Raw genomic sequence first — 21,211 nt, 5'->3', positions numbered from 1 at the left:
ACCCCCAAGTAAATGTCACCCTGTTGTGACATCTTGTACAGTTACGGATACCCCGAAAGGCTATTTCGATTCAACTTTTTTTTAAAATTGGCAGATCTGGGAAATGTTGCTGGCATCGCACGCAAACATCATTAAGCGGTCAAAACCGACTGCAATACCTGCTGCAGGCGGCATAGAGTCTAGATCTTTCAAAAAATCCTCATCTAACTCAGACGCCTTTTTACCGAGCTGAATACGTGTTTGCTGTTCTGACTCAAATCTGTTCCTTTGCTCCAGGGAATCAGTAAGCTCCAAAAACGCATTGGCAAGCTCAACACCTCGAAAATAAATCTCAAACCGCTCCGCAAAGCGATTATCATCTTCACAAAGCCTAGAGAGAGCGGCCATTTCCTTAGGCCAGCGTGTCACCACACAAGGTGCGTCTAAACCAATGCAAGGCTCAATGGCCACCATCATCACATGATGGAAAGCATCTGCAAAATCCGCCTGCTCTCTTAAAACGAATCCAGCGCCCAAGACAACCTCAACCAAGTTGTCGTTACTAAGCGCCAGCGCCAAATCGATTTTTGCATGTTGCAGCCAAAGCTCTTGCAAGCTTTGAACTTCAAATGGCCGATTAAACAGATTCGGCGCAACGGCAAAAAACAACTTTTGGCAATCCTCAATCAAATCTATGAGTTCAGCATCAGCCCGATACCATTCCAGCAGGCTAAACTCGCGCAAGTGAATACGCCCTTCAGCCTCATCTCTGAAGACATGGCCTAGCTCGTAGATCCTCTTATAACCCCGAGCAAGTAAACGTTTGTGATAGAGCTCAGGACTGGTTCTGAGTTCCTGAGCGCCCACCCAAATGGGGTCAATAAAGGCTTCAACGGCATTTGATCTTATCAAAATAGGCGAGTCTATTTCGATAAAGCCTTCGGCATCAAAATAACGCCTGACAGCTTGCTTAGCTAAATGCCTTTCAAGAAACTTCAATTTTTTTGAGCTCTTCAATCAAAGGCTTAATATGAGCCTTGTATCTGTTAACCAACACAGGTGGCAAAGCCTGACCTGCCGGGAAGCGCTGCCTACCTGGATCGACATACTGCTTGTTCAGCATCATGCCAAAATGAAGGTGAGGGCCGGTGCTTCTGCCAGTCGTTCCTACATATCCTACAACTTGCTTTTGCTTCACCATCACACCAGGGCGAATGCCTGGTGCGATTCGAGAGGCATGGAAGTATTCGGTTACATAGCCACCACGGTGTTTAATGCGCACCATGCGGCCAGCTGTTGGAGAATACCTGGCTTCAAGCACCACACCATCGGCGATGGCCCAAAACGGCGTACCAGTTGGCGCGCCATAATCAACGCCATTATGCTTTTTGGCGCGCATTAACACCGGATGAAACCGTTGCCCGTAGCGCGAAGTGATTCGAGTCAAAGACATTGGGTTTTTCAAAAAACCCTTTTCAATGGATGCGCCGAGTTCATCAAAAAATCCTTGAAACTGCGCGTCTGCTGCTTCAAAGCGAAAACCTCGATATGTTCTACCGGAATTGGTGTATTCCGCTGCGAGCACACGCCCGAAACCCACACGCCGGCCGTCTGCATAACGACTCTCCACGATCATTTTAAAAACATCGCCTTTTTGGGCTTCACGATAGAAATCGAGCTGCCAGCCAAAAAGATCTGAAAAGCGGTTTACCAGGGCCGGATCGCCGCCAGCAGAGATAATACTTTCATACAAGCTAGAGGAAATTCGGCCGCTTAAAACGGTCTTGGATTGCGTCACCGGAATTTCAATGCGGCCCGCACGCAGGCGGCCAAATTCATTACGGTCCACGCGATAACGCACGGGCAGACCATGAGCTTCCTGCCTGACTAATTCAAAAGATGCATAGGCCATTGCGGCTTGAGCATATTGAACAGTTTTCTCAGTAATCAATACGTCGCCAGCCCGAATGGCTTTTAGATTGAGTTGCTCACCTAAAACACTAACCAATTCAGCAATTTGTTGGCCAGAGAAACCCTGGCGCGACAATGCATCAGATAATGTCTCTCTTGGATTGACCTTATCAGTCAACCGTATCCCAAATGGCACTTCCATTGATGGACCATTCTGAGACAACTCAGCCTGCTTTAAACTTAGACCCTGTTCCTGCCAAACAAAATACAATCCTAAACCGAGCGAACAGATGAATAACACAAGGCCTAAGGGTAAAAAGAAGCGGTTTTTTTTCACTTGAATCCCCTTAAGTTAAGCCTAGCACTATATATGCTTCTTAAGTTTAGGCAAGGAGGGCCTGGAGTTTCAAGGCTAAGCCCATATCTCCCTTCACTTTTATTTTGCCCTGCATGAATGCCATGGTCGGGTTCATCTTACCTGAAGCAATAGAAACCCAATCTTCGCCTTTGGGAACACTGATGACACACTGCGCAGCAGCGTCATCTGGAGTATTTACAATCCAGTCAGACTTTTTGGTCAAGTCGACATGCCACTTGCCACCGCCTTCACCACCAATGTCAAACAAATAGCTCGCATTGATCTTCTGTGCTTTTTCCGGGGTCAGGCGTTGTTTCATCTCTTCGAAAACTTGTGATACCGTCGACATGATAATCCTCCGTAGACCACATTTCTAGCATGGGTTTAGGGATTGCTCAAGGGCTCTGGCCATGCGACACTTGCCTGATGCGCCCCATGTTTACACTCATTCTAATTGTTGTAACGATAGGATGTCATCACCGAATGCCAAACAAACACCTCCCCACAGACCCTTATGAGATTTTGACTGGTGCACAAGCTGCTTGCGCGCAAACTAAGCAAGTCATTGGACACTACAAACTACGCGGCAGCGGCTTTAAACGTATGTTAGGCAGCGTTGACCTTGATATCATCGCCAAAAAACCTGCATATCTTTACCTCTCGATTGCTTCGTTCTTTGGTCAACCCGCCCGCGTGGTGACCTACGATGGCAAAAAACTATACGGTGCTTCTGATTACAGCTTGGACGAAATCTTGAACATGGCACTATCGCCCGAAGATTTGGCCGATGTATTGCTGCGTTCTATCTCAGTCAAAAAATCGGACATAAGAACTGTCAGCAGCGAAAATGGCAGTTTACAACTGGCATACCGAGCCGGTCAAACGCTTAGTTTAACGATTGATCCAGTAACTTTTGAAATCCTAACCCGCGAATTCAGGGACGCCGAAGGCGAATTAATCTATCGAGTCGAATATAAAGATTTCCCAAAACGCTTTGATATTACTGCTCGTTATAAAGGCAGCGAACATTCCATGACTCTCACCAGCCAGGACGCGCAAATTAACCAAGGGAACTTCGATGAGCAATTGTTCCGTAGATAATCTCACCATTGAATTTAAGACCGACAAAGGCGTTGTGCGCGCGGTCGATGGTGTGAGTTTCGAAATCCCTGAAGGCAAAACCGTGGGCCTTGTAGGAGAGTCCGGCTGCGGCAAGAGCGTCACCGCTTTAAGCATTATGCGGCTTATCAAAACGCCGCCTGGAAAATATGCTGCCGGCAAAATTGTTTATGGCGAAACAAATCTATTAGATCTTCCCGAAGAAGCCATGAGGCAGCTTCGCGGCAATCGCATCTCTATGATTTTTCAAGAGCCGATGACCTCGCTCAATCCCGTGTTCACCATCGGCAATCAAATCGCAGAAGCCATTTGCCTGCATGAAAAGCTCAAGTATCAAGATGCCTTAGCCAAAGCCATCGAGCTGCTCGCATTGGTTGGTATCCCCTCGCCTAAAGAACGGGCTGCCGCTTATCCGCATCAACTGTCAGGCGGCATGCGACAACGTGTCATGATTGCTATGGCACTCGCCTGCAAACCAGATTTATTAATAGCGGACGAACCAACGACCGCATTAGATGTCACCATCCAAGCGCAGATCATGGAACTTATGCTCAAGCTACAAAAAGAAATGGGCATGAGCATTTTGCTCATTACCCACGATCTCGGCGTAGTCGCAGAAACCTGCGAGCAGGTGGTGGTCATGTACGCTGGGCGCGTCGTCGAAAAGACAGATGCGAAAACGATTTTTGCCACACCAAAACACCCCTACACTGTTGGCCTGCTGAGTTCAGTCCCTGGCAGTCACCATGAAGGCGGCCGCTTGCAGACCATTCCGGGCTTGGTACCAAATCTGCTAAACCTGCCTCAGGGTTGTCGCTTTCAAGATCGGTGCCCTCATATGTTGGCAGTCTGCAAAGAGAAAGAACCTGAATTGACCGAGCAAGCGCCTAATCATTGGCTTCGTTGCTATAACCCATACTAGGACTAAAAAGGCGCATGCTGAATATCACAGATCTTAAAATGCACTTTCCCAGCGGCGACAATGTTGTCAAAGCTGTAGATGGCGTTAGCTTCGAGATTTCCAAAGGCGAAACCTTGGGTTTGGTTGGTGAGTCCGGTTGCGGCAAATCAACCCTCGGACGCTGTATTTTAAGACTTTACCAACCCACGGCTGGCAAAATCGAGTTCGAAGGACAAGATATTACGCACCTAGGCTCCGGTGCATTAAGGCCAATCCGGCGCAACTTGCAGATTATTTTTCAAGATCCGTACGCGTCTTTGAATCCTCGCCTATCCATTGGCAATATCATTGGAGAAGCGCTCCAAATCCATGGCCTGTTTCCTGAAAAGAAAGCGCGCGAGGAGCGCATTGCTGAACTTGTATCATTGGTCGGCCTCAGACCTGAAGTCTTGCAGCGCTACCCCCACGAGTTTTCCGGCGGTCAAAGGCAACGCATCGGCATTGCCAGAGCCCTAGCCGTTGAGCCGAGATTTATTGTTTGCGACGAGCCTGTCTCTGCACTCGATGTTTCGATCCAAGCTCAGATTGTGAACTTGCTTCAAGATTTGCAAGAAAAGCTCGGTCTAACCTATCTGTTTATCGCTCACGATTTAATGATCGTGAAACATATTTCAACGCGAATCGCTGTCATGTATTTAGGCAACCTTGCAGAGATAGCGCCTTCCAAAGAGCTTTTCGATGAGCCCAAACATCCTTATACTAAAGCTCTATTGAGCGCTGTTCCCAGTATTCACCCAGGGCAAGCGAAAGAACGTATCCGCCTAACTGGCGAAATCCCAAGCCCCATCAATCCGCCTTCAGGATGCAAATTTCACACGCGCTGTCCTTACGTCATGCCCGTATGCTCACAGAAAGAGCCCGAGCTCATCTCAATCGGCACCAATCGAAAAGTGGCCTGCTTTCTTTACCAGTAAATAGTCCACCAACTAACCCTGTTCAGTTTGCAGCTTTTTCAATCGGTTGCGCACTTGACGTACAATCGGGGATTTGCGGTCTTTTGAGAGTGCCAAGAAAGTCTCGTAGGAGCCGATGGCTGATTCAGTATCGACCATTTTTTCATACAATACGCCCAAGTTAAAATGTGGGTCTGCGTAGTTTGGATCTGATTTCGTTGCTTTTTGATAATACAGCTCAGCATCGTCTAATGAGCCGCGGCGCATCTCTAAATCGCCCAAGTTATTATAGCAAGAACTGCAGCCACTGTCTGAAGCGACGGCTTTAAAGAAAGACGACTCGGCCTCTGGGAGTTGGCCGTTTTTTACAAACGCCAGGCCCAAATTGTTTAGCAAAGTCGCGTCTTCAGGTGATTTAATCAGAGCTTGCTTGAAGAGCTCAATGCTTGTCTTGTAGTCCGCACGTTCAAAAGCTTGGCTGGCTTCCTGTTCGAAATTTCGCTCGATCGGTTTCACCTGCGGCGTTGGTGCGACAGCAGTTTTAATAACTACGGGGCGTTTAGACGCCAGCATCCAAACAGCGCCAAGCCCTGAAGCTAACGCGAAAGCAGATAGCCCTACCACCAGAATCTTAGCGGGAAAGCCACGAGAGGGCCGGTGCGCCGTTGACCAAGTATAACCCTGCTTTTGCTGGGCGGGCGTTTGGCGATGTTTTAAAGCATTCAGAATAACCGACATAGCGCTATCTCCATCCTAAATCGTAAAAAGCTTCTTTTACCAATCGATGGTCAATGCTGCGGGTACGCTTGGAATACGCAGCTAAAAGTGTTCGGTCACAAAGCATGTTGGTCATACGCGGTGAGCCCTTGGCATATTTATAGATATACTTGATGGCCCGGCGATCGAAATCGACGTTCTTTCTATCGCCAGCAACAAATAGCCGATGCTTGATGTACTCAGAAAGCTCTTCAAAAGTCAGAGAACCCAGGCGCTGGCGAATGCTAATGCGTTGGTTTAACTGTCTTAAACGATACTCCTGCAACAGCTTTTCCAGCTCTGGCTGGCCAACCAGCACGATTTGCAAAAGCTTTTTGTCGTCTGTTTCTAAATTCGATAGAAGCCTAATGGCCTCTAGCGCCTCGAATGACAAATTCTGTGCTTCGTCAATCCAAAGCACCGCGTTGTGGCCGCTGCTGGCTTTTTCCAAAAGGGAGCTGTTTAATTGCTCGACCATTTCTTCGTTAGACTCGCCCTGGCGGCTATAGCCAAAATCAGCAAGAATTGCTTTCAGCAGACCAGTGGTTGAAAGGAGCGGATTTAAGATGACCGCCGTGTCTGTCTTTTCATGCAGCCTACCGATGACTTCTCGGCAGATGGTGGTCTTGCCAGTCCCAACTTCGCCAGTCAGCATTAAAAAGCCTTTGCGACCATGAATGCCATAGGCCAGTGCCTCTGCAGCAGCCTCATGTTGCTTAGTCCAATAGATGAAGCGCGGATTCGGCGTCATGGTAAACGCTTCTTCCGAAAGCCCAAAGTAATCCAAATACATGGGCTTATTGTAACTCTATCTCACAAGTGGAATACAAGCATCATGACGCTTTCAATCGAATTAAAAATCGCTGAGCAATTAGCGCGTCAAGCGGGCGAGCGCGCCCTAAAACTTCAACACTTGGGCGTTGCCCGTTATAAAGATAACTTTGAGGGCCCTGTCACGGAAGGCGATTTACAGGCAGACCAAATCATTTGCGAAGGCCTTAAGCAAAGCTTCCCAGATGATTTAATTATCAGTGAAGAGAGCTACGTCGCTGGCTCGTTGGTGCCCGAAGCGCACCGAATCTGGTTTATCGATCCGATTGACGGAACCAAAGACTATGCCGCTGGCGGCGCCGAATACTCGGTGATGATAGGCCTTTGCATAAACAACCAGCCGGTTTTAGGCATCGTGTTCGAGCCCGCAACAGGCATTCTATGGCGCACAGACGGAGAAAGTGCCGAGCGCGTTGAAGCCGATGGAAGCATTCACAGCTTAAATGTTCAGCTGAGGCAGATTTCAGCCACAGGCCCTACACTGGCCGCGAGCCACCACCATCGCTCTGAATTTCTAGATTTTCTCGAAAGTTCGCTGCCTATCTCAAAAATTATTCAAAAAAGTTCAGTTGGACTAAAAATTGCTCTGATTGTGGACGGAAAAGCCGATGCATATATCAGTTCAGGCAGGCGCATTAAACTTTGGGACACTTGCGCGCCAGTAGCAATTTTAATCGCATCTGGCGGCGTTTTTAAAACCATTCAGGGCAACACACCCGATTATATGGGCCCTATTCAGCATGGGATTGAAATTAGTGCTGCAACACCCCATGCTAGCCTCTGGTTGGCAGACAGGCTTCAAAAGGTAATAGAGCAATGGACTACTTTAAGAAAAATCAAAAAGTTCTAATTTTAGCGGCGCTATGGTTTGCGATCGTAGTAGGCCTTTTTCTGCTCAGCGAGGTGCTGTTGCCATTCGCTTTGGCAATCTTGCTCGCTTATGTTTTGGACCCGTTGGTCACCCGCATCAACCACAAACGGATTCGAGGCCGTATGATTCCTCGCTTTGTGGCGGTACTGATTATTTACGGCTGCATCGGCGTTTTTGTTTATCTGTTCTCAACGTTGTTTTTACCTGAACTCTATCAAGAGTTGGTCCGCCTAGCGAAAACGGCTACGGAAGCCTTGAACGAACTGCGCGAAACCAATCTTCAGGAATTTGCCAACCGCATTGAATATTACCTGCAATATTATCACCTGCCGTTTCAGGAAATCGATTTAGTCCAATTGTTACACAACTCTTTGACCGACCTGTCCGAGTTTATCAAAGCGCAATCCTCCAACATTGTGTTCGAACTGCAAAGTTTAGTGAAAGGCGTGTTTGGCTTCTTCTTCAACTTAATCCTAGTGCTCATGATCGCTGGCTTTATCTTGGTAGATACCGGCCGCATCCGAATCTTCGCCATGGGTATGGTCACCGGCAATGCAAGACCAGCATTCGAGCAGTTTTTAGCGAAGGTGGACTCAGGCCTGGCGGGCGTTGTGCGAGGTCAGCTGATTATTTGCGTGGTCAATGCGGTTTTGACTCTGATTGGACTACTCTTACTTAAAGTGAAATTCGCGCTGATTTTAGCCACGTTGGCAGGACTATTCAGCTTGATACCTATTTTTGGCAGCATTATCAGCACGGTTCCGATTGCCCTGGTGGCGATGCTAACCTCTCTATGGACTGGCGTGTTAGCGCTTTTATGGATCGCTGGGATTCATTTCTTAGAAGCCAACTTTTTAAACCCGAAGATTTTAGGCAAAACCGCCCAAATTCATCCGGTCATTGTCGTTTTGGCGCTGGTCGCCGGAGAACACTTCTTCGGCATCTTCGGAGCATTGTTGGCGGTACCTATTGCAAGTATCATGCTAACGCTGTTTGAATCCCTGCTAGTCAAAGCACACACCTATGGCGAATAAGGCAAGCGAAAGACACAACGAACGAGGCATCGAACTAGCCCTCAAAGGCTGGGAGGCCGAAGCGTTGTGTGAGTTCGAAAAAGCCATCGTGCATGACCCTGAATTCGCTCCACCCTACGATAATATTGCAAACGTCTACGCTGAGCGCGGCCAACATTTAGAAGCCCTCAAATTATACATCCGAGCTTTAGAACTCGCACCAGACGACTCCACCATTCATTACAACTTCGGCTGCTTTCTATCAAACTACGCCAGCGACATGGCCATCGCAGCTTACCGGCATGCTGGCCAGTCAGCGTCCAGCTTTCCCGAAGTTCACCTAAATCTCGGCATGTCGCTTATGGCCGGGGGCCATATGGGCGAAGCGATTGAACAACTGCAAATTGCGACTCAAGCGGCTCCTAATGATGCAGCCGCATCTTACGAGTTAGCCTGCGCCTTATTGCAAACGGGGCAATTTAAAGAAGCCGTGTCTGAATTTCGACGCGCAACACTTAAAGATCCTGAGCAGCAAGCCGCTTGGTTTCAACTAGGCAGCTGCTATCTGCAACAAGGCTTTTACACAGAGGCAAACAATGCACTTGCTCGGGCCTTGCAGTTAGAGCCGAAGGATCCCTTTTGCCTGTGCGAACTCGCTTGTTTGCGCCACCTGCAGGGGCAAGAGAAAGAAAGTCAGACCCTTTTAGAAAAGGGGCTAAAACTAGACCGACCCGGCGTAGAATCTAGAATCCTAAAGACACCCCATTTAAAAATATTAAAACGCCCCTAAACCCTCTCCCACTTCGTGGGAGAGGGAGATTTTGGCTAGCCAAAATCGGGAGAGGGCGCACCCGATTTTAATCGTGTCATCAACCACGCCCATGGGGTGCGCCCAACAATTCCGTCGTGCCGTCACCCGGACCATCGGCGGCCGCTGCGCGGCCTTGATTGTCCGGGCTACTGAGTAGGATCGTGCCCTTCGGGCCCTCGCACATGTTTTGCTTTCCGGCCCGGAGGGCTGGAAAATACCCCAGGTAGCCTAGGTTGGAGCAAGCGTAGCGAGCGCAGGCCTAGGTTAGGCATTCGCCCCTCCTATATATGAGCTCTGAAAGAGTGACATAGAAGCCAAATTTCCTCTCAACGTTCTATTAAACGCTATGTCTCAATCATTGGCGTCAGTAAAATTACATATTATTTTTAGCACCAAGGAACGCACGCCTTGGTTGTCGCCCGAAATTCGTCATGAGTGCCACCGGTATCTTGCCACGGTTGCTAAAAATAATAATTCTCACGTATATGAAGTTGGCGGAGTAAGCGACCACGTCCACATTTTACTAACGCTCCCGCGAACATTAACATTGTCAAAATTAGTGGAGATATTAAAAACAGCAACTTCTAAATGGATTAAAAAAAGGGATCAAAGTTTAACGCATTTTGCTTGGCAAACTGGTTATGGCGTTTTTTCTGTAAGCCAATCTCAGCTACCGAAGGTCCAGCGATATATCAAAGAGCAGGAACTTCATCACCAAAAAGCAAGCTTCAAGGACGAACTTGTCCAGTTTTTAAAAAATTCAAATGTCAAATTTAACGAAGAGTATTTGCTAGACTAGAGCGCTCTTTCAGAGCTCATATATGGGAGGGGCGGATGCCTACCCTAGGCCTGCGCTCGCTACGCTCGCTCCAACCTAGGCTACCTGGGGTATTTTCCAGCCCTCCGGGCCGGAAGGCAAAACATGTTGGAGGGCCCAACGGGCACGATCCTACTCAGCAGCCTGGACAATCAAGGCCGCGCAGCGGCCGCCGATGGTCCAGGTTATACCGTCTCTCTAGCGTATTTCAGTTGAGACTCGAGTGCTGAATCCATGCTATCTAGAAGGAATTCCCTTAGCGGTTCCTGCCCTTCTCTTAAGGCTTCGTAATATCGCTGTCTTTCACTGCCGTGGATAATTACGGAGCCGTAGCCGCCTTGTTTGAGGAAGCTGTTCATGTAAAGCCGGCCGATTTTTCCGGAACCTTCTGAGAAAGGGAAAATCGACATGAACTGACGGTGGAATATCACGGCTTGATTAACCGGATGTTGTGCTCTGAACTCTGGGTGTTCTGTTTGAGCGCACAAATCTTGTAGCCGAACTTTGATTAGGCCCGGCTCAATCAGCTCGTGCAGATAGGTTCCGTGAAGGGGGATAATGCGTCTGAAGGCGCCTTGATCGCGTTTACCCACGTTTTGATAGAGCTCTAGATGCAGTTTGATGACATCTTCAAATCTCACCGTGTTGGGCTGATATATCTCGTGTTCAGAGCGCACTTCTTGCGGGACCAGGCACATCTCCTGAAACAGGCGCCGATGGTTTTTAATCTCGTGCATGATTCGGTTTTTGAAAGTAGATGGCCGAACCTGCGCGTTGAAAGCCAGATGAATGTCTTCTACATTTATCACCTGTCCATCTAGAGCAGAATCGTGAAGCACATAGGCCCGACTACACATATCCCGAAATTGATGATTAAACTCATGGTGCTTTTTGTTTAATACATGTTTAAGTTTTTGAACTTTTTCTTCGATAGCGAAAAAACGTTCCCGAACGTCAAAGTCGTCGAATTCAAAAAACATATGAGATTTATAGGGATCATGTCACCACGTCACATCTGTCAAACGTCCGACCTCTTAATTTTAGGCGCAGGGATCACCGGGCTCGCGGCTGCATACTACCTGAAAGACGCATGCGACCTGCGGGTATTAGAGGCGAGCAATGAATTAGGCGGCGTTATTCGCACTCATCAGCAGGAAGGGTATTTGCTAGAATCCGGCCCTGACTGTTTTATGAATCAAAAACCTCAATGCTTGGAGCTCGCCAAAGCAATCGGTTTACACGACGATATTATCGAAAGCCAAGATCAAAATCGGCGTGTCCTGATTCTAAGAGAGGGCCAGCTCCACCACACTGACTATTCAGACAAAGCCGTCACTGAGTTTCTAGGCAACCGAGCACAAACCAACGTCAACCCTGCACCGTTTTTGAGTTTTAAAAATGGCATGCAGGCATTCCCGCAAGCTCTGGCTAGCCAGCTTGGCGAGAGAATCGTGCCAAACACACCAATCACGTCAATTAAATACGCAGACAACTACTGGCAAGTAGGAAATTTCAAAGCACGAGCCGTTCTATCGACTTTGCCTGCGGCGCAAACAGCGAAGCTACTTGGCGTTTCCTGGCCGCAATTCGGAACGGTCTCAACGACTAGCGCCTATTTAGCGTACAAACGCGAAGATATTGCGCATTCGCTGGATGCATTTGGCGTCATGCTGCCTGCAGCCGAGAATCGAAAAATAAGCGCAGTCACCATTGTTTCATCGAAGTTTAAAAATCGTTGTCCAGACGGCACGGTTTTATTCAGAGCCTTCACCAAAAACGCCCCTGCCGATGCGCGCACTGAAATCGAAAACCTTTTCAAACCTGGGGGGCGGCCCGTTTTAGAAAAGCACTTCACTGTCAAGTACGCCGATCCGAAATACGCAAGCGATCACGCCGCGCAAGTAAGGACTATCGAAGCATCTTTACCAGCAAACTTCTTTATCGCAGGCAGTCCTTATCGAGGCGTTGGCTTGGCAGACTGCATTGAACAGGCGCAGCGGTTTAAGCTTGCACGCCACTTCGAACGGTGAGATAAAGCTTCTTATTTGAAGGAGTTCGCTAATTATGGGCTTTTTAAGACGCTTTTGGACGATGATCAAATCGCAATTAAACCATCTGGTTGGAATCGCTGAAGATCCCGAAAAGATGCTGAATCAAACGCTGATGGATATGCAGGAGCAGCTCATTTCAGCCAAGCGCCAGGTGGCGGTTGCCATTGCCGATGAAAAACGACTGATTCAACAATACGAAAAAGAAAAGCAAGCAGCATCCGAATGGGAAGAGCGGGCCATGTTAGCCGTTGGCCAAAATAACGACACCTTAGCGACCCAAGCGCTCGAGCGCCAAGCAGAGCATGTCAGACTTGCCTCCGGGTTCGAAGAAAACTGGCGCGCCCAAAAACAATCCGTCGACACACTTAAAACTGGCCTTTCCAAGCTGAGTCAGAAAATCGACGACGCCAAGCGCGAAAAAGATTTACTCATCGCTAGAGCCAGACGCGCTCAAGCTCAAAAAAGCATCACTGAAACCATGTCGGGCCTAAGCGCTAACAGCGGCCTTGAAACCATGGGTCGTATGGAAGAAAAAATTCGTCAAATGGAAGCCGAAGCCGATGCCACGACGGAACTCGCCGAAGAAATTCACAGCGACAACCTCTTGGCAGAGTTCAAAAAACTTGAGCAACCTGCTAAAAGCAGCGAGGCACTTTTAGCATTGAAGGCCAAAATGGGCGTGTTGCCTCCCGCACAAGAAGTGAGACAACTCAAATGAAAATCTTAGTGACTGTCAAACGTGTTCCTGATTACGCAGCCAAGCTGACCATCGACCCTTCGGGCAATAAAATCAAAACGGAAGGCGTTAACATGATCGCCAATCCTTTTGATGAAATCGCCGTCGAAGAGGCTTTGCGGCTTATTGAAAAGCACGGCGGTGAAACGTGTGTTTTATCGATTGGCACAGATGACTGCACCGCTCAAATCAGGGCCGCCATGGCCATGGGCGCCGACCGCGGCATTTTGGTCAAAACCACGGAAAGCCTCGATTGTGTTTCCATCTCCAAAGTCATCGCCAAAATCTTCGGAGAAGAAAAGCCCGATATTCTGCTCATGGGCAAGCAAGCCATCGATGATGACAGCCACCAAGTCGGCCAAATGGTCGCGGAACGCCTAAACTTGGGTCAAGCAACCCAAGCCAATAAAGTGGTGCTCGAAGGCGAATGGGCAACGGTCATCCGCGAAGCAGACGGTGGCCTAGAAACCCTGAGCCTCAAAATGCCTTGCGTCATCACCACCGATTTACGCTTAAATGAGCCAAGATACGCATCTTTGCCCGGCATCATGAAAGCGAAGAAAAAGCCACTCGATGAGCGGGAGTTGTCTTCCTTGGGCCTCAGCCTAACGCCTAGTGTCACATTGCAAAAATTAGAGATGCCGCCGAATAAACAGGCCGGTCAAATCTTGCCCGATGTTCAAACCCTGGTTTCTAAACTTCGTGACGTGGAAAAGGTGATCTAATGTCAGCAACCCATTTAATTGTCGCCGAATACGATTCAACCCATCTCAAAAATGCCACGCTCAGCGCAGTCACTGCCGCTCAGAAAATCGAAGGCACCGTCCATGGCTTGGTGTTAGGCAAAAATGTCAAACACATTGCCGATGCCTTTGCAAAACACGTCTCTCAGGTTCACTACGCTGAACACGACGGTCTTGAACATCGCGTGGCGCAGCCATACGCTAAAGTCATCGCAGACGTCGCCAAATCTATCGGTGCCACTCATATCTGGGCAGCCGCCACAGCTGCAGGCAAAGACATGATGCCCCGCGTTGCGACCAGGCTTGATGCGGCGATGGCCTCCGACATATCAGATGTCGTAGACACCAAAACCTACAAACGTCCCATGTGGGCAGGTGGCCTCACCGGCACTGTAGCACTCAGCACGTCAATTCAAGTTATTACTGTGCGTCCAACCGAATTTGTTCAAGCTGCGGCCAATGCATCAGGCAATGTCAGCAATTTCGCCGCCGATCCAGGCCCATCCACCACACGCTTTGTCGGCTTCGAAGAAGTAAAATCGGAACGTCCAGAGCTAGCCGACGCAAGCGTCGTTATATCTGGCGGGCGAGGTCTTAAAGGCCCTGAAGGCTTTAAGCAGTTAATCGAGCCGCTGGCCGATCAATTGAACGCCGCCATCGGTGCAAGCCGAGCCGTTTGCGATGCTGGTTGGGTTCCAAACGATTGGCAGGTGGGTCAAACAGGCAAAGTTGTGGCACCAAAGCTTTACATCGCCATCGGCATTTCTGGCGCGATTCAGCATGTTGCTGGCATGAAAGGCTCTAAAGTCACTGTGGCCATTAACAAAGATCCCGAAGCACCCATTTTCCAAGTGGCCGATTATGGCTTGGTGGGCGATGCTTTCACCATTGTCCCTGAACTCATTGAACGTTTAAAGGCTCTTGCATGAAAACTCGTGTCCATGTCGGTTTTGTTCTGCTTACCTGTCTTTTTTCTGTCGGCGGGAACGCGCAAGTTCGAACAGCCGACGTGGCGGAGCGGGTTTTAAACCCTGGCCCTCAGATTGCCAGTGGGCAAGATGCTTGGTCGTTATACAACAATCCTGCGGGTCTAGCCTTTGTCAACGGTTCCGAGCTGGCCGGTGGCTATGCTCACCACTGGAGCAATCCCGACGCCTTGCATCAAGCCCAGTTCACTGCAACATTTAGTCTTTTTAAAGGCCTGTCGCTTGGACTTGGGACGCAGCTTCAACTGCCGGACAATACTTCGGCCACTGACAAAGGTCTGGTGAATGGCCAGCTCGGTCTGGCTTATCGTTTTGGTCGGAGCGTTTCGATGGGTGGTTGGGCGTTTAAGCAACGCCAATATGCCAATGAATCATCGGATCCATTCTTATTTGGATTTGGTGTGCAGCATTACCCAGCGCCATGGATTTCCTACGGCATGCTTTCTCGTCAGGTTTACGACAACTTTGGCTCGCCGGCAGAATTTCAAGTAGGCTTAAGTCTTAGGCCCTTTGGCGATGACTACACTTTTTTTGGTGAGGCGCGCTTTTGGCCAACCAAAGATTCTTGGTCGGGTAGCTATCACATAGATCCCATTGCCGGCGCGCGCATTGACCTAGGCGGCGTCACGCTGATTGGGCAAGCGGTGATTAACAGTTCGCCATCTTTCATGTTCGCCCTAGATTTCAACTTTGAGCACTTCGGCATGGGCGCCGTGGCAGGGAATGCTTACGCTGGTGGCAGATTTAGGATGTCCAGCGAAGCTAAAGAAAGTGTCACCGTGCCATCGAAAAAATGGGTGCGCTTGAACATCAATTCCAAAGGAACTGAAGACCAAAAACCTGACTCATTAGCAGCCAAGCTGTTTGCCAAGCCAAGTTCACCTTTATTTTTTCTAAACTCTCTGGAACGGTTGATTGCAGATACTTCCGTTGAAGGCGTTTTGGTTTATCTAGACTCCCCAGATTTTGGCTTTGCCCGAGCGGAAGAGCTTAAAAATAGTCTAATGGCGCTCAAAAATAGTGGCAAACAAGTGGTGGTGTATTTAAATAACACCAGCGTTGTCGCCTACTACGTGGCTTCAGCCGCAGATAAAATCTATTTAAATCCCGGCGCAGAAGTTAAGCTCGATGCATTCCAAACCACCCTGGTTTACGCAAAAAAAGGGCTAGATAAACTTGGCGTTGAAGCGCAAGCTGTTCATGCCGGTGCTTACAAATCAGCCCCTAGAGTTTTTACAGCAAATGAGCCCGGCGCCGAAGAAGTTGAAGTTGTTAACGCCATTTTAGACGAGCGCTATCAACATTTCGTAGAAGCTTTAGCCAAAAAAACCGGCAAAGCACCGACTGAAATGAAAGCACAAATCGACTTGGGCGAGCTCAGTTCAGACGAAGCGCTCACCGCTGGCTTGGTGAACGCCCTGATGAGCGAAAGCGATGTGCCCGAGCTAAAAAATCAATTCCGCACGCTGGACAAGCAAGCCCACGTGACGACCTGGGGCGAGCAAGACAAAATCGCCATTATACCGATTGTTGGCACCATCATTGCCGGCCATGCAGCACCCTCCTTTTTTTTTCCCAGGGTACAAACCGGCGCGGATGATGTCACTCAGTGGATTGAGCACGCTGTTAACGACCCGTTCACCCAAGGTATCTTAGTTCGCATCGATTCGCCTGGCGGTGATGCTTTCGCTTCCGATCAAATTTTCCAGGCTTTGATGAAAGCGCGTCAAAAAAAACCCGTTGTTGCCTCTATGGGTGATATCGCGGCTTCAGGCGGTTACTACGCTGCCGCAGCAGCTCAACAAATTTGGGCTGAGCCATCAACCCTGACAGGCTCCATTGGCGTTTTCAGCTTGAGTTTTTCCGCCGAAAAACTACTTGATAAACTTGGCGTGTCCAGCTTTGAATTTAATCGAGGCAAACTGCCAGGTCCCACCCTGTTCCGCCCTTTAAGTGCTCCGGAGCGCAAGCGACAAGAACAGCTGATCGAATGGCGCTATACACGTTTTAAACAGGCCATTGCGCAAGGACAAAATCGCCCGGTAGAAGATATTGCTCCGCTGGCGGAAGGCCGTGTTTGGACAGGTGAGCAAGCTTTGGCAAATCATTTGGTTCATCAGCTAGGCGGATTTTCTGAGGCGCTTAACCAACTCAAAGAGCTGGCTGGCCTAAAAAAAGACTCGAAAGTTCAACTCTCCCTTTATCAACCGCAAGGCTTAGGACTATTCAACTTTGGCGCAAGTCCGTTTGCATCCGCCCTGGACCTCATCGAGCATAACGGCAAAGCCATGGCCCTCATGCCATTCATTTTATAGGAGAATCATATGACCGAATCCACAGTTGTTCCTTATATTGAAGGCGACGGCACCGGCCCAGATATTTGGCGGGCCAGCCAGCGTGTTTTTGATGCAGCGGTAGAAAAAGCCTATCAAGGTAAACGAAAAATCGAGTGGCTTGAAGTCTACGCAGGCGAAAAAGCATTCCGCAAATTCGGCAACTGGCTTCCTGATGAGACGTTGGAAGCATTCAAAAAACACAAGATTGGCATCAAAGGCCCGCTGACCACCCCTGTTGGCGGCGGTATTCGCTCCCTCAACGTGGCGCTACGTCAAATCCTTGATCTTTATGTCTGCCTACGCCCAGTGCGATGGTTTCAAGGTGTACCCTCGCCTGTTAAACGCCCTGAAAGCGTTGACATGGTTATCTTCCGAGAAAACACCGAGGACATCTACGCTGGCATCGAATACGCCGCTGAAAGCGCTGAAGCTCAGAAATTAATCGCCTTTTTGCAAAAGGAAATGGGCGTTAATAAAATCAGGTTTCCTGAAACCAGCGCCATCGGTATCAAGCCAGTGTCCAAACAAGGCACTGAACGCTTAGTCAAAAGCGCCATCGAATACGCTTTGAAAGAAAAGCGTAAAAGCGTGACCTTTGTGCACAAAGGCAACATCATGAAATACACCGAAGGTGGCTTTCGTGATTGGGGTTATGCCTTGGCCAAGCGCGATTTCAGAGACCAAATCATTACCGAGAGAGAATCGTGGATTTTAAATGACCCGAGCAAAAATCCAACCAATTTAGAGCCAGGCTTTGATATGATGACTGAAAGCCAGCAGCGCGCTATTGTCGATGAAATCAATCAAGTTTGGAGCACTTTGTCGCCGGCTCATTTGGGCAAGGTGATGATTAAAGACTCCATCGCAGACATCACCTTACAGCAAGTGCTGACTAGGCCGAAAGAGTTTGACGTGATTGCAACGCTGAATCTCAATGGCGATTATTTAAGCGATGCGCTGGCAGCGCAAGTCGGCGGCATTGGCATCGCGCCTGGTGGCAATATCAACTATCAAACAGGCCATGCCATTTTCGAAGCGACGCATGGCACAGCACCGAAATATGCAGGTCTTGATAAAGTGAACCCAGGTTCAGTGATATTGTCCGGCGAGATGATGCTCAGATATATGGGTTGGAACGAAGCCGCCGACTTGATTATCAAGGGCATGGACGGCGCGATCTCAGACAAGCAAGTGACCTACGATTTCCACCGGCTAATGGAAGGTGCAACACTCCTAAAGTGCTCCGAATTCGCCGGCGCCGTCATCGGTCACATGTAACCTCACCCCCAGCCCCTCTCCATTAAAGTCCCTCTCCAGATCCTGGAGAGGGATTTAGGGTGAGGTTGCCACGGAATATAACACCGTCCCCCTCGGTTCCCATCTCATGGGCCCAGTGTTGTTCTTTTTATCGATGCTTGTTGTTACCGGGCTTTTGTATCCCCTGGCGGTTACCGGGGTCGTCAGAGTGATTTTCCCTGAAAAAAGCGCTGGCAGCCTCATTGTAAAAGACGGCAAAGTCATCGGCAGTGAACTCATTGCTCAGCCTTTCACCAACCCAAAATATTTCTGGCCGAGACCTTCCGCCAGCAACTATCATGCAGTACCTTCAGCAGCCAGCAACTTGGCGCCGACCAACCCGCAGTTTCCTAAGCAAGGCGAGCCTACCAGCTCAGGCAGTGGTCTTGATCCGCACATCACTTTAGAAATGGCGCTCGACCAAATTGACCGCATTGCAAGCGCTAGAGGTGTCGACCGAAAGACTGTCGAGTCGGTGCTCACCGGCAAGCACCATATGAATGTGTTGCTCGCCAATCTGGAATTAGACATTATAGCCCCATGATTCTCAAGCGACTGACGGCCACCATCTTGGTCGGTATTACCGCCGGCCTGCTGGGCATGGGCTTAGCCCTGCTCTTGCACGCTTTGCAAACTATAGCTTTTGGAACTCACTCCGCCGATTTTTTAAGGGCGGTCGAAAATGCTTCACCTGAGCGCAGGCTAATCGTTGTCATCAGTGGGGGTCTACTCGGCGGCATAGGCTGGTGGCTCTTATACCACTTCGGCAAACCTCTAGTCAGCATTTCCCAAGCGGTGCAAAACAACCACCCTATGCCGCCCGTGAAAACAGTCCTGGGCGGTATCTTACAAATCACCTCAGCAGCGCTGGGCTCACCGCTTGGGCGAGAAGTTGCCCCACGGGAACTTGGGGCTTTAAGCGCACAATGGCTTTGCAAAAAATTCGACCTCACACCGGCGGATACGCGCACGCTTATTGCCTGTGGTGCAGGCGCGGGCCTTGCGGCGATTTATAACGTCCCTTTAGCAGGTGCGCTATTTGCGCTGGAAGTCATCTTGCGGAAAGTCAGCTTGCAACTTGCTTGCCAAGCTTTTTTTGTCTCTGGCCTCGCGGTCTTGGTCTCATGGATTGGGCTCAAAAATCAGCCTGCCTATCACATAGCGCCCATGCATCTGACGGTATCATTGATTGTCTGGTCTCTCATTGCTGGATTACTGCTGAACTTTTTAGGCGTGCAATTTAAAAAAGCTGCACAGCGCATGAAAAGCAGCGCTCCAAAAAACTGGCGGCTGCCGGTATTTTGCTTTATCAACTTCGCGTTGTTAGGTATCTTATCCGTCTATTATCCAGCGTTGTTGGGCAACGGCAAAAGTCCAGCTCGATTAGAATTCGATCACGAAATCAATTTATGGCTGACGGGAATCTTGCTGATCCTACGGATTTTCTTCACGCTCTCAACGGTGAGAACTGGCCTGCCTGGCGGATTATTAACCCCATCGTTGGCTATTGGCGCATTGTTATCTGCATTGCTGGGTGCTGGCTGGAACATGATATGGCCAGGCTCAGAGCTCAACGCTTTTGCAATTATCGGCGCCGCGGTATTTTTAGGCGCCGCACAAAGCATGCCGGTCACGTCGGCTGTGATGATTTTTGAATTCACGCGCATGGATCTGAGGTTCGCTCTCCCGGTTGCGTTGGCAATCGGCATTCCGTGGTTATTTCAGCAGACCTTGAGCCTGCGCAAGCGCCATTAACCCGTCTCGGGATTTCTTCGCACTAACGCGCGGGATCTTTAAACCTTCCGGTGCCAGCAAATGAGACATCGCCAAAGCCAGCGCATCGCCAGCGTCCTCAGCAGGCTTTTTATCGAGCTTTAATAATACGCGAACCATCTCGCCCACTTGATCTTTGCTCGCACTGCCTGTGCCAGTCATAGCCTGTTTTACTTTTCGGGGAGCCATCGCCGTGACTTCAATTTTTTTGAGGCCCAGCATGGCGAGACAAGCGCCACGCGCTTGACCTAAAATCAACGCTGCACGGGGATGCTCACCCGAAAATACATCTTCCAAGACAGCATGATGCGGCTGATAAAGCTCTAATACTGATTGCAACCGCTCGGCCAGCTCGCCAAGTCGTGTATGCAGTTCTGTCTCCAAATCAAGGCGCAACACCGTGGCATGAACCAAGTGAATTTTTCTTTGTGCAATATCATAGTCAATGATACCCACACCGGTTTTTCGCGAACCGGGATCTATGCCAATAATACGCCGCATTGGCGCTTAAGGTAGCCGATTTTGCAGCCGTTGACCATTGCCAAGAGGGCTATCCGGCCCATGTAAGGCCTGGTTCGGGTGAGACCTCACCCAATAGCCAGCAATCCTCGTTGTCACCATTTTCCAAACGCCAATGGTTCCCATCCCCACAATTACCGCTGCAAAGGTAGCCAGCGCAAAAGTTCCAGCCAAATAAGCTGACTCCGTCCGGCTCTCAACCAATTTAGTGGTCTCAGCAACTTGCACTCTAATATCTTCGATCGTCTTCAACATGGATGGAACTTGCGCGCTGATATCTGCCACAATATCGCTTAAATGACGCACAGTCTCTACAGCTTCCTGCACCACCGCCATGCAAGTGGCGTTACCAGCATCAGCATGACTCCCTTTTGCCGGACCTAGAATCAAAATCAGAGAAAACAAGTGAAAAGTGATGGTACGCATGCGTGGAGTAAGAGCACCTTTTTAA

Annotated in this window: 23 protein-coding genes; 15 read left to right on the top strand and 8 right to left on the bottom strand. The window is 49.3% G+C overall.

The window, feature by feature from the left end; all coding sequences use genetic code 11:
* Positions 1-81 precede the first annotated feature (81 nt).
* The 3 genes from epmA to V4534_08175 all read right to left on the bottom strand — a co-directional run bounded on the left by epmA (position 82) and on the right by V4534_08175 (position 2,597).
* Positions 82-978 (bottom strand): EF-P lysine aminoacylase EpmA, encoded by an 897-nt coding sequence (gene epmA / locus V4534_08185; GenBank protein MES2504840.1) that lies wholly within the window; start codon positions 976-978, stop codon positions 82-84.
* On the bottom strand, positions 965-2,191 hold the full coding sequence (locus tag V4534_08180; GenBank protein MES2504839.1) for a peptidoglycan DD-metalloendopeptidase family protein: 1,227 nt from the start codon (positions 2,189-2,191) through the stop codon (positions 965-967). Before V4534_08180 ends, epmA begins: the two co-directional genes overlap by 14 nt.
* Before the next feature lie 82 nt (positions 2,192-2,273).
* Positions 2,274-2,597, bottom strand: a complete 324-nt coding sequence (locus tag V4534_08175; GenBank protein ID MES2504838.1) for an SCP2 sterol-binding domain-containing protein — start codon at positions 2,595-2,597, stop codon at positions 2,274-2,276.
* Positions 2,598-2,683: 86 nt separating this feature from the next.
* On the opposite strand from V4534_08175, the gene V4534_08170 reads away from it, so the two are divergent.
* Genes V4534_08170 through V4534_08160 form a run of 3 tightly spaced genes read left to right on the top strand, consistent with a single transcriptional unit; the run spans position 2,684 to position 5,242 of the window.
* Positions 2,684-3,349, top strand: coding sequence for a hypothetical protein (locus V4534_08170; protein ID MES2504837.1), 666 nt, complete (start codon positions 2,684-2,686; stop codon positions 3,347-3,349).
* Entirely contained in the window at positions 3,327-4,289 is a 963-nt protein-coding gene (locus V4534_08165) for an ABC transporter ATP-binding protein (protein ID MES2504836.1), read from the top strand. Before V4534_08170 ends, V4534_08165 begins: the two co-directional genes overlap by 23 nt.
* Before the next feature lie 14 nt (positions 4,290-4,303).
* Positions 4,304-5,242, top strand: coding sequence for a dipeptide ABC transporter ATP-binding protein (locus V4534_08160; GenBank protein ID MES2504835.1), 939 nt, complete (start codon positions 4,304-4,306; stop codon positions 5,240-5,242).
* A gap of 12 nt (positions 5,243-5,254) precedes the next feature.
* Here the strand turns inward: V4534_08160 and V4534_08155 are convergent, their stop codons facing one another.
* The gene (locus tag V4534_08155; protein ID MES2504834.1) at positions 5,255-5,959 is read right to left on the bottom strand and encodes a tetratricopeptide repeat protein; all 705 of its coding nucleotides are present in this window, start codon (positions 5,957-5,959) and stop codon (positions 5,255-5,257) included.
* Positions 5,960-5,963: 4 nt separating this feature from the next.
* Positions 5,964-6,770, bottom strand: a complete 807-nt coding sequence (locus tag V4534_08150; GenBank protein ID MES2504833.1) for an AAA family ATPase — start codon at positions 6,768-6,770, stop codon at positions 5,964-5,966.
* A gap of 42 nt (positions 6,771-6,812) precedes the next feature.
* Between V4534_08150 and V4534_08145 the strand changes: the two genes are divergently transcribed.
* The 4 genes from V4534_08145 (at position 6,813) to tnpA (ending at position 10,302) form a co-directional block, all read left to right on the top strand.
* Positions 6,813-7,658, top strand: coding sequence for a 3'(2'),5'-bisphosphate nucleotidase CysQ (locus V4534_08145; protein ID MES2504832.1), 846 nt, complete (start codon positions 6,813-6,815; stop codon positions 7,656-7,658).
* Entirely contained in the window at positions 7,625-8,713 is a 1,089-nt protein-coding gene (locus V4534_08140; GenBank protein MES2504831.1) for an AI-2E family transporter, read from the top strand. The genes V4534_08145 and V4534_08140 overlap by 34 nt, the downstream gene beginning before the upstream one ends.
* Positions 8,703-9,482, top strand: a complete 780-nt coding sequence (locus tag V4534_08135) for a tetratricopeptide repeat protein (GenBank protein MES2504830.1) — start codon at positions 8,703-8,705, stop codon at positions 9,480-9,482. Before V4534_08140 ends, V4534_08135 begins: the two co-directional genes overlap by 11 nt.
* Before the next feature lie 367 nt (positions 9,483-9,849).
* Entirely contained in the window at positions 9,850-10,302 is a 453-nt protein-coding gene (gene tnpA, locus V4534_08130) for an IS200/IS605 family transposase (GenBank protein MES2504829.1), read from the top strand.
* 203 nt (positions 10,303-10,505) lie between these two features.
* Here the strand turns inward: tnpA and V4534_08125 are convergent, their stop codons facing one another.
* Positions 10,506-11,300 (bottom strand): Fic family protein, encoded by a 795-nt coding sequence (locus V4534_08125; GenBank protein MES2504828.1) that lies wholly within the window; start codon positions 11,298-11,300, stop codon positions 10,506-10,508.
* On the opposite strand from V4534_08125, the gene V4534_08120 reads away from it, so the two are divergent.
* The 8 genes from V4534_08120 (at position 11,301) to V4534_08085 (ending at position 20,223) form a co-directional block, all read left to right on the top strand.
* Complete coding sequence (locus V4534_08120; protein MES2504827.1) at positions 11,301-12,350, top strand: FAD-dependent oxidoreductase; 1,050 nt, start codon at positions 11,301-11,303, stop codon at positions 12,348-12,350.
* 34 nt (positions 12,351-12,384) lie between these two features.
* Positions 12,385-13,089, top strand: coding sequence for a PspA/IM30 family protein (locus V4534_08115; GenBank protein ID MES2504826.1), 705 nt, complete (start codon positions 12,385-12,387; stop codon positions 13,087-13,089).
* On the top strand, positions 13,086-13,832 hold the full coding sequence (locus V4534_08110) for an electron transfer flavoprotein subunit beta/FixA family protein (protein MES2504825.1): 747 nt from the start codon (positions 13,086-13,088) through the stop codon (positions 13,830-13,832). Before V4534_08115 ends, V4534_08110 begins: the two co-directional genes overlap by 4 nt.
* Positions 13,832-14,779, top strand: a complete 948-nt coding sequence (locus V4534_08105; GenBank protein MES2504824.1) for an electron transfer flavoprotein subunit alpha/FixB family protein — start codon at positions 13,832-13,834, stop codon at positions 14,777-14,779. The genes V4534_08110 and V4534_08105 overlap by 1 nt, the downstream gene beginning before the upstream one ends.
* A complete protein-coding gene (sppA, locus tag V4534_08100; protein MES2504823.1) occupies positions 14,776-17,151 on the top strand; it encodes a signal peptide peptidase SppA in 2,376 nt (791 codons plus the stop codon). The genes V4534_08105 and sppA overlap by 4 nt, the downstream gene beginning before the upstream one ends.
* A gap of 9 nt (positions 17,152-17,160) precedes the next feature.
* Entirely contained in the window at positions 17,161-18,450 is a 1,290-nt protein-coding gene (gene icd, locus V4534_08095) for an NADP-dependent isocitrate dehydrogenase (GenBank protein ID MES2504822.1), read from the top strand.
* A gap of 106 nt (positions 18,451-18,556) precedes the next feature.
* Entirely contained in the window at positions 18,557-19,012 is a 456-nt protein-coding gene (locus tag V4534_08090; protein MES2504821.1) for a potassium-transporting ATPase subunit C, read from the top strand.
* On the top strand, positions 19,009-20,223 hold the full coding sequence (locus V4534_08085; GenBank protein ID MES2504820.1) for a chloride channel protein: 1,215 nt from the start codon (positions 19,009-19,011) through the stop codon (positions 20,221-20,223). Before V4534_08090 ends, V4534_08085 begins: the two co-directional genes overlap by 4 nt.
* On the opposite strand, the gene ruvC is transcribed toward V4534_08085, so the two are convergent.
* Together ruvC and V4534_08075 are read right to left on the bottom strand one after the other, a co-directional pair.
* Positions 20,185-20,742 (bottom strand): crossover junction endodeoxyribonuclease RuvC, encoded by a 558-nt coding sequence (ruvC, locus tag V4534_08080; protein MES2504819.1) that lies wholly within the window; start codon positions 20,740-20,742, stop codon positions 20,185-20,187. The two genes, V4534_08085 and ruvC, sit on opposite strands and share 39 nt — an antisense overlap.
* Before the next feature lie 6 nt (positions 20,743-20,748).
* The gene (locus V4534_08075; GenBank protein ID MES2504818.1) at positions 20,749-21,186 is read right to left on the bottom strand and encodes a hypothetical protein; all 438 of its coding nucleotides are present in this window, start codon (positions 21,184-21,186) and stop codon (positions 20,749-20,751) included.
* Positions 21,187-21,211 lie beyond the last annotated feature (25 nt).

The organism is Myxococcota bacterium (assembly GCA_040387835.1).
In the GTDB taxonomy this organism is placed as follows: Bacteria; Myxococcota; UBA727; order UBA727; family JABDBI01; genus JAZKCZ01.
The sequence above is the reverse complement of the archived record's forward strand: the minus strand, read 5'-3'. Positions and strand labels throughout refer to the sequence as shown.

What these genes read in the sequence shown, in the direction of transcription:
- V4534_08075 (MES2504818.1), bottom strand. Translation starts at nt 21,186, where the DNA reads ATGCGTACCATCACTTTTCACTTGTTTTCTCTGATTTTGATTCTAGGT.
- V4534_08090 (MES2504821.1), top strand. Translation starts at nt 18,557, where the DNA reads ATGGGCCCAGTGTTGTTCTTTTTATCGATGCTTGTTGTTACCGGGCTT.
- V4534_08105 (MES2504824.1), top strand. Translation starts at nt 13,832, where the DNA reads ATGTCAGCAACCCATTTAATTGTCGCCGAATACGATTCAACCCATCTC.
- V4534_08110 (MES2504825.1), top strand. Translation starts at nt 13,086, where the DNA reads ATGAAAATCTTAGTGACTGTCAAACGTGTTCCTGATTACGCAGCCAAG.
- V4534_08140 (MES2504831.1), top strand. Translation starts at nt 7,625, where the DNA reads ATGGACTACTTTAAGAAAAATCAAAAAGTTCTAATTTTAGCGGCGCTA.
- ruvC (MES2504819.1), bottom strand. Translation starts at nt 20,742, where the DNA reads ATGCGGCGTATTATTGGCATAGATCCCGGTTCGCGAAAAACCGGTGTG.
- tnpA (MES2504829.1), top strand. Translation starts at nt 9,850, where the DNA reads ATGTCTCAATCATTGGCGTCAGTAAAATTACATATTATTTTTAGCACC.
- V4534_08120 (MES2504827.1), top strand. Translation starts at nt 11,301, where the DNA reads ATGAGATTTATAGGGATCATGTCACCACGTCACATCTGTCAAACGTCC.
- V4534_08155 (MES2504834.1), bottom strand. Translation starts at nt 5,959, where the DNA reads ATGTCGGTTATTCTGAATGCTTTAAAACATCGCCAAACGCCCGCCCAG.
- V4534_08150 (MES2504833.1), bottom strand. Translation starts at nt 6,770, where the DNA reads ATGTATTTGGATTACTTTGGGCTTTCGGAAGAAGCGTTTACCATGACG.
- V4534_08135 (MES2504830.1), top strand. Translation starts at nt 8,703, where the DNA reads ATGGCGAATAAGGCAAGCGAAAGACACAACGAACGAGGCATCGAACTA.
- icd (MES2504822.1), top strand. Translation starts at nt 17,161, where the DNA reads ATGACCGAATCCACAGTTGTTCCTTATATTGAAGGCGACGGCACCGGC.
- V4534_08125 (MES2504828.1), bottom strand. Translation starts at nt 11,300, where the DNA reads ATGTTTTTTGAATTCGACGACTTTGACGTTCGGGAACGTTTTTTCGCT.
- V4534_08085 (MES2504820.1), top strand. Translation starts at nt 19,009, where the DNA reads ATGATTCTCAAGCGACTGACGGCCACCATCTTGGTCGGTATTACCGCC.
- V4534_08115 (MES2504826.1), top strand. Translation starts at nt 12,385, where the DNA reads ATGGGCTTTTTAAGACGCTTTTGGACGATGATCAAATCGCAATTAAAC.
- sppA (MES2504823.1), top strand. Translation starts at nt 14,776, where the DNA reads ATGAAAACTCGTGTCCATGTCGGTTTTGTTCTGCTTACCTGTCTTTTT.
- V4534_08145 (MES2504832.1), top strand. Translation starts at nt 6,813, where the DNA reads ATGACGCTTTCAATCGAATTAAAAATCGCTGAGCAATTAGCGCGTCAA.
- V4534_08175 (MES2504838.1), bottom strand. Translation starts at nt 2,597, where the DNA reads ATGTCGACGGTATCACAAGTTTTCGAAGAGATGAAACAACGCCTGACC.
- V4534_08170 (MES2504837.1), top strand. Translation starts at nt 2,684, where the DNA reads ATGTTTACACTCATTCTAATTGTTGTAACGATAGGATGTCATCACCGA.
- V4534_08160 (MES2504835.1), top strand. Translation starts at nt 4,304, where the DNA reads ATGCTGAATATCACAGATCTTAAAATGCACTTTCCCAGCGGCGACAAT.
- V4534_08165 (MES2504836.1), top strand. Translation starts at nt 3,327, where the DNA reads ATGAGCAATTGTTCCGTAGATAATCTCACCATTGAATTTAAGACCGAC.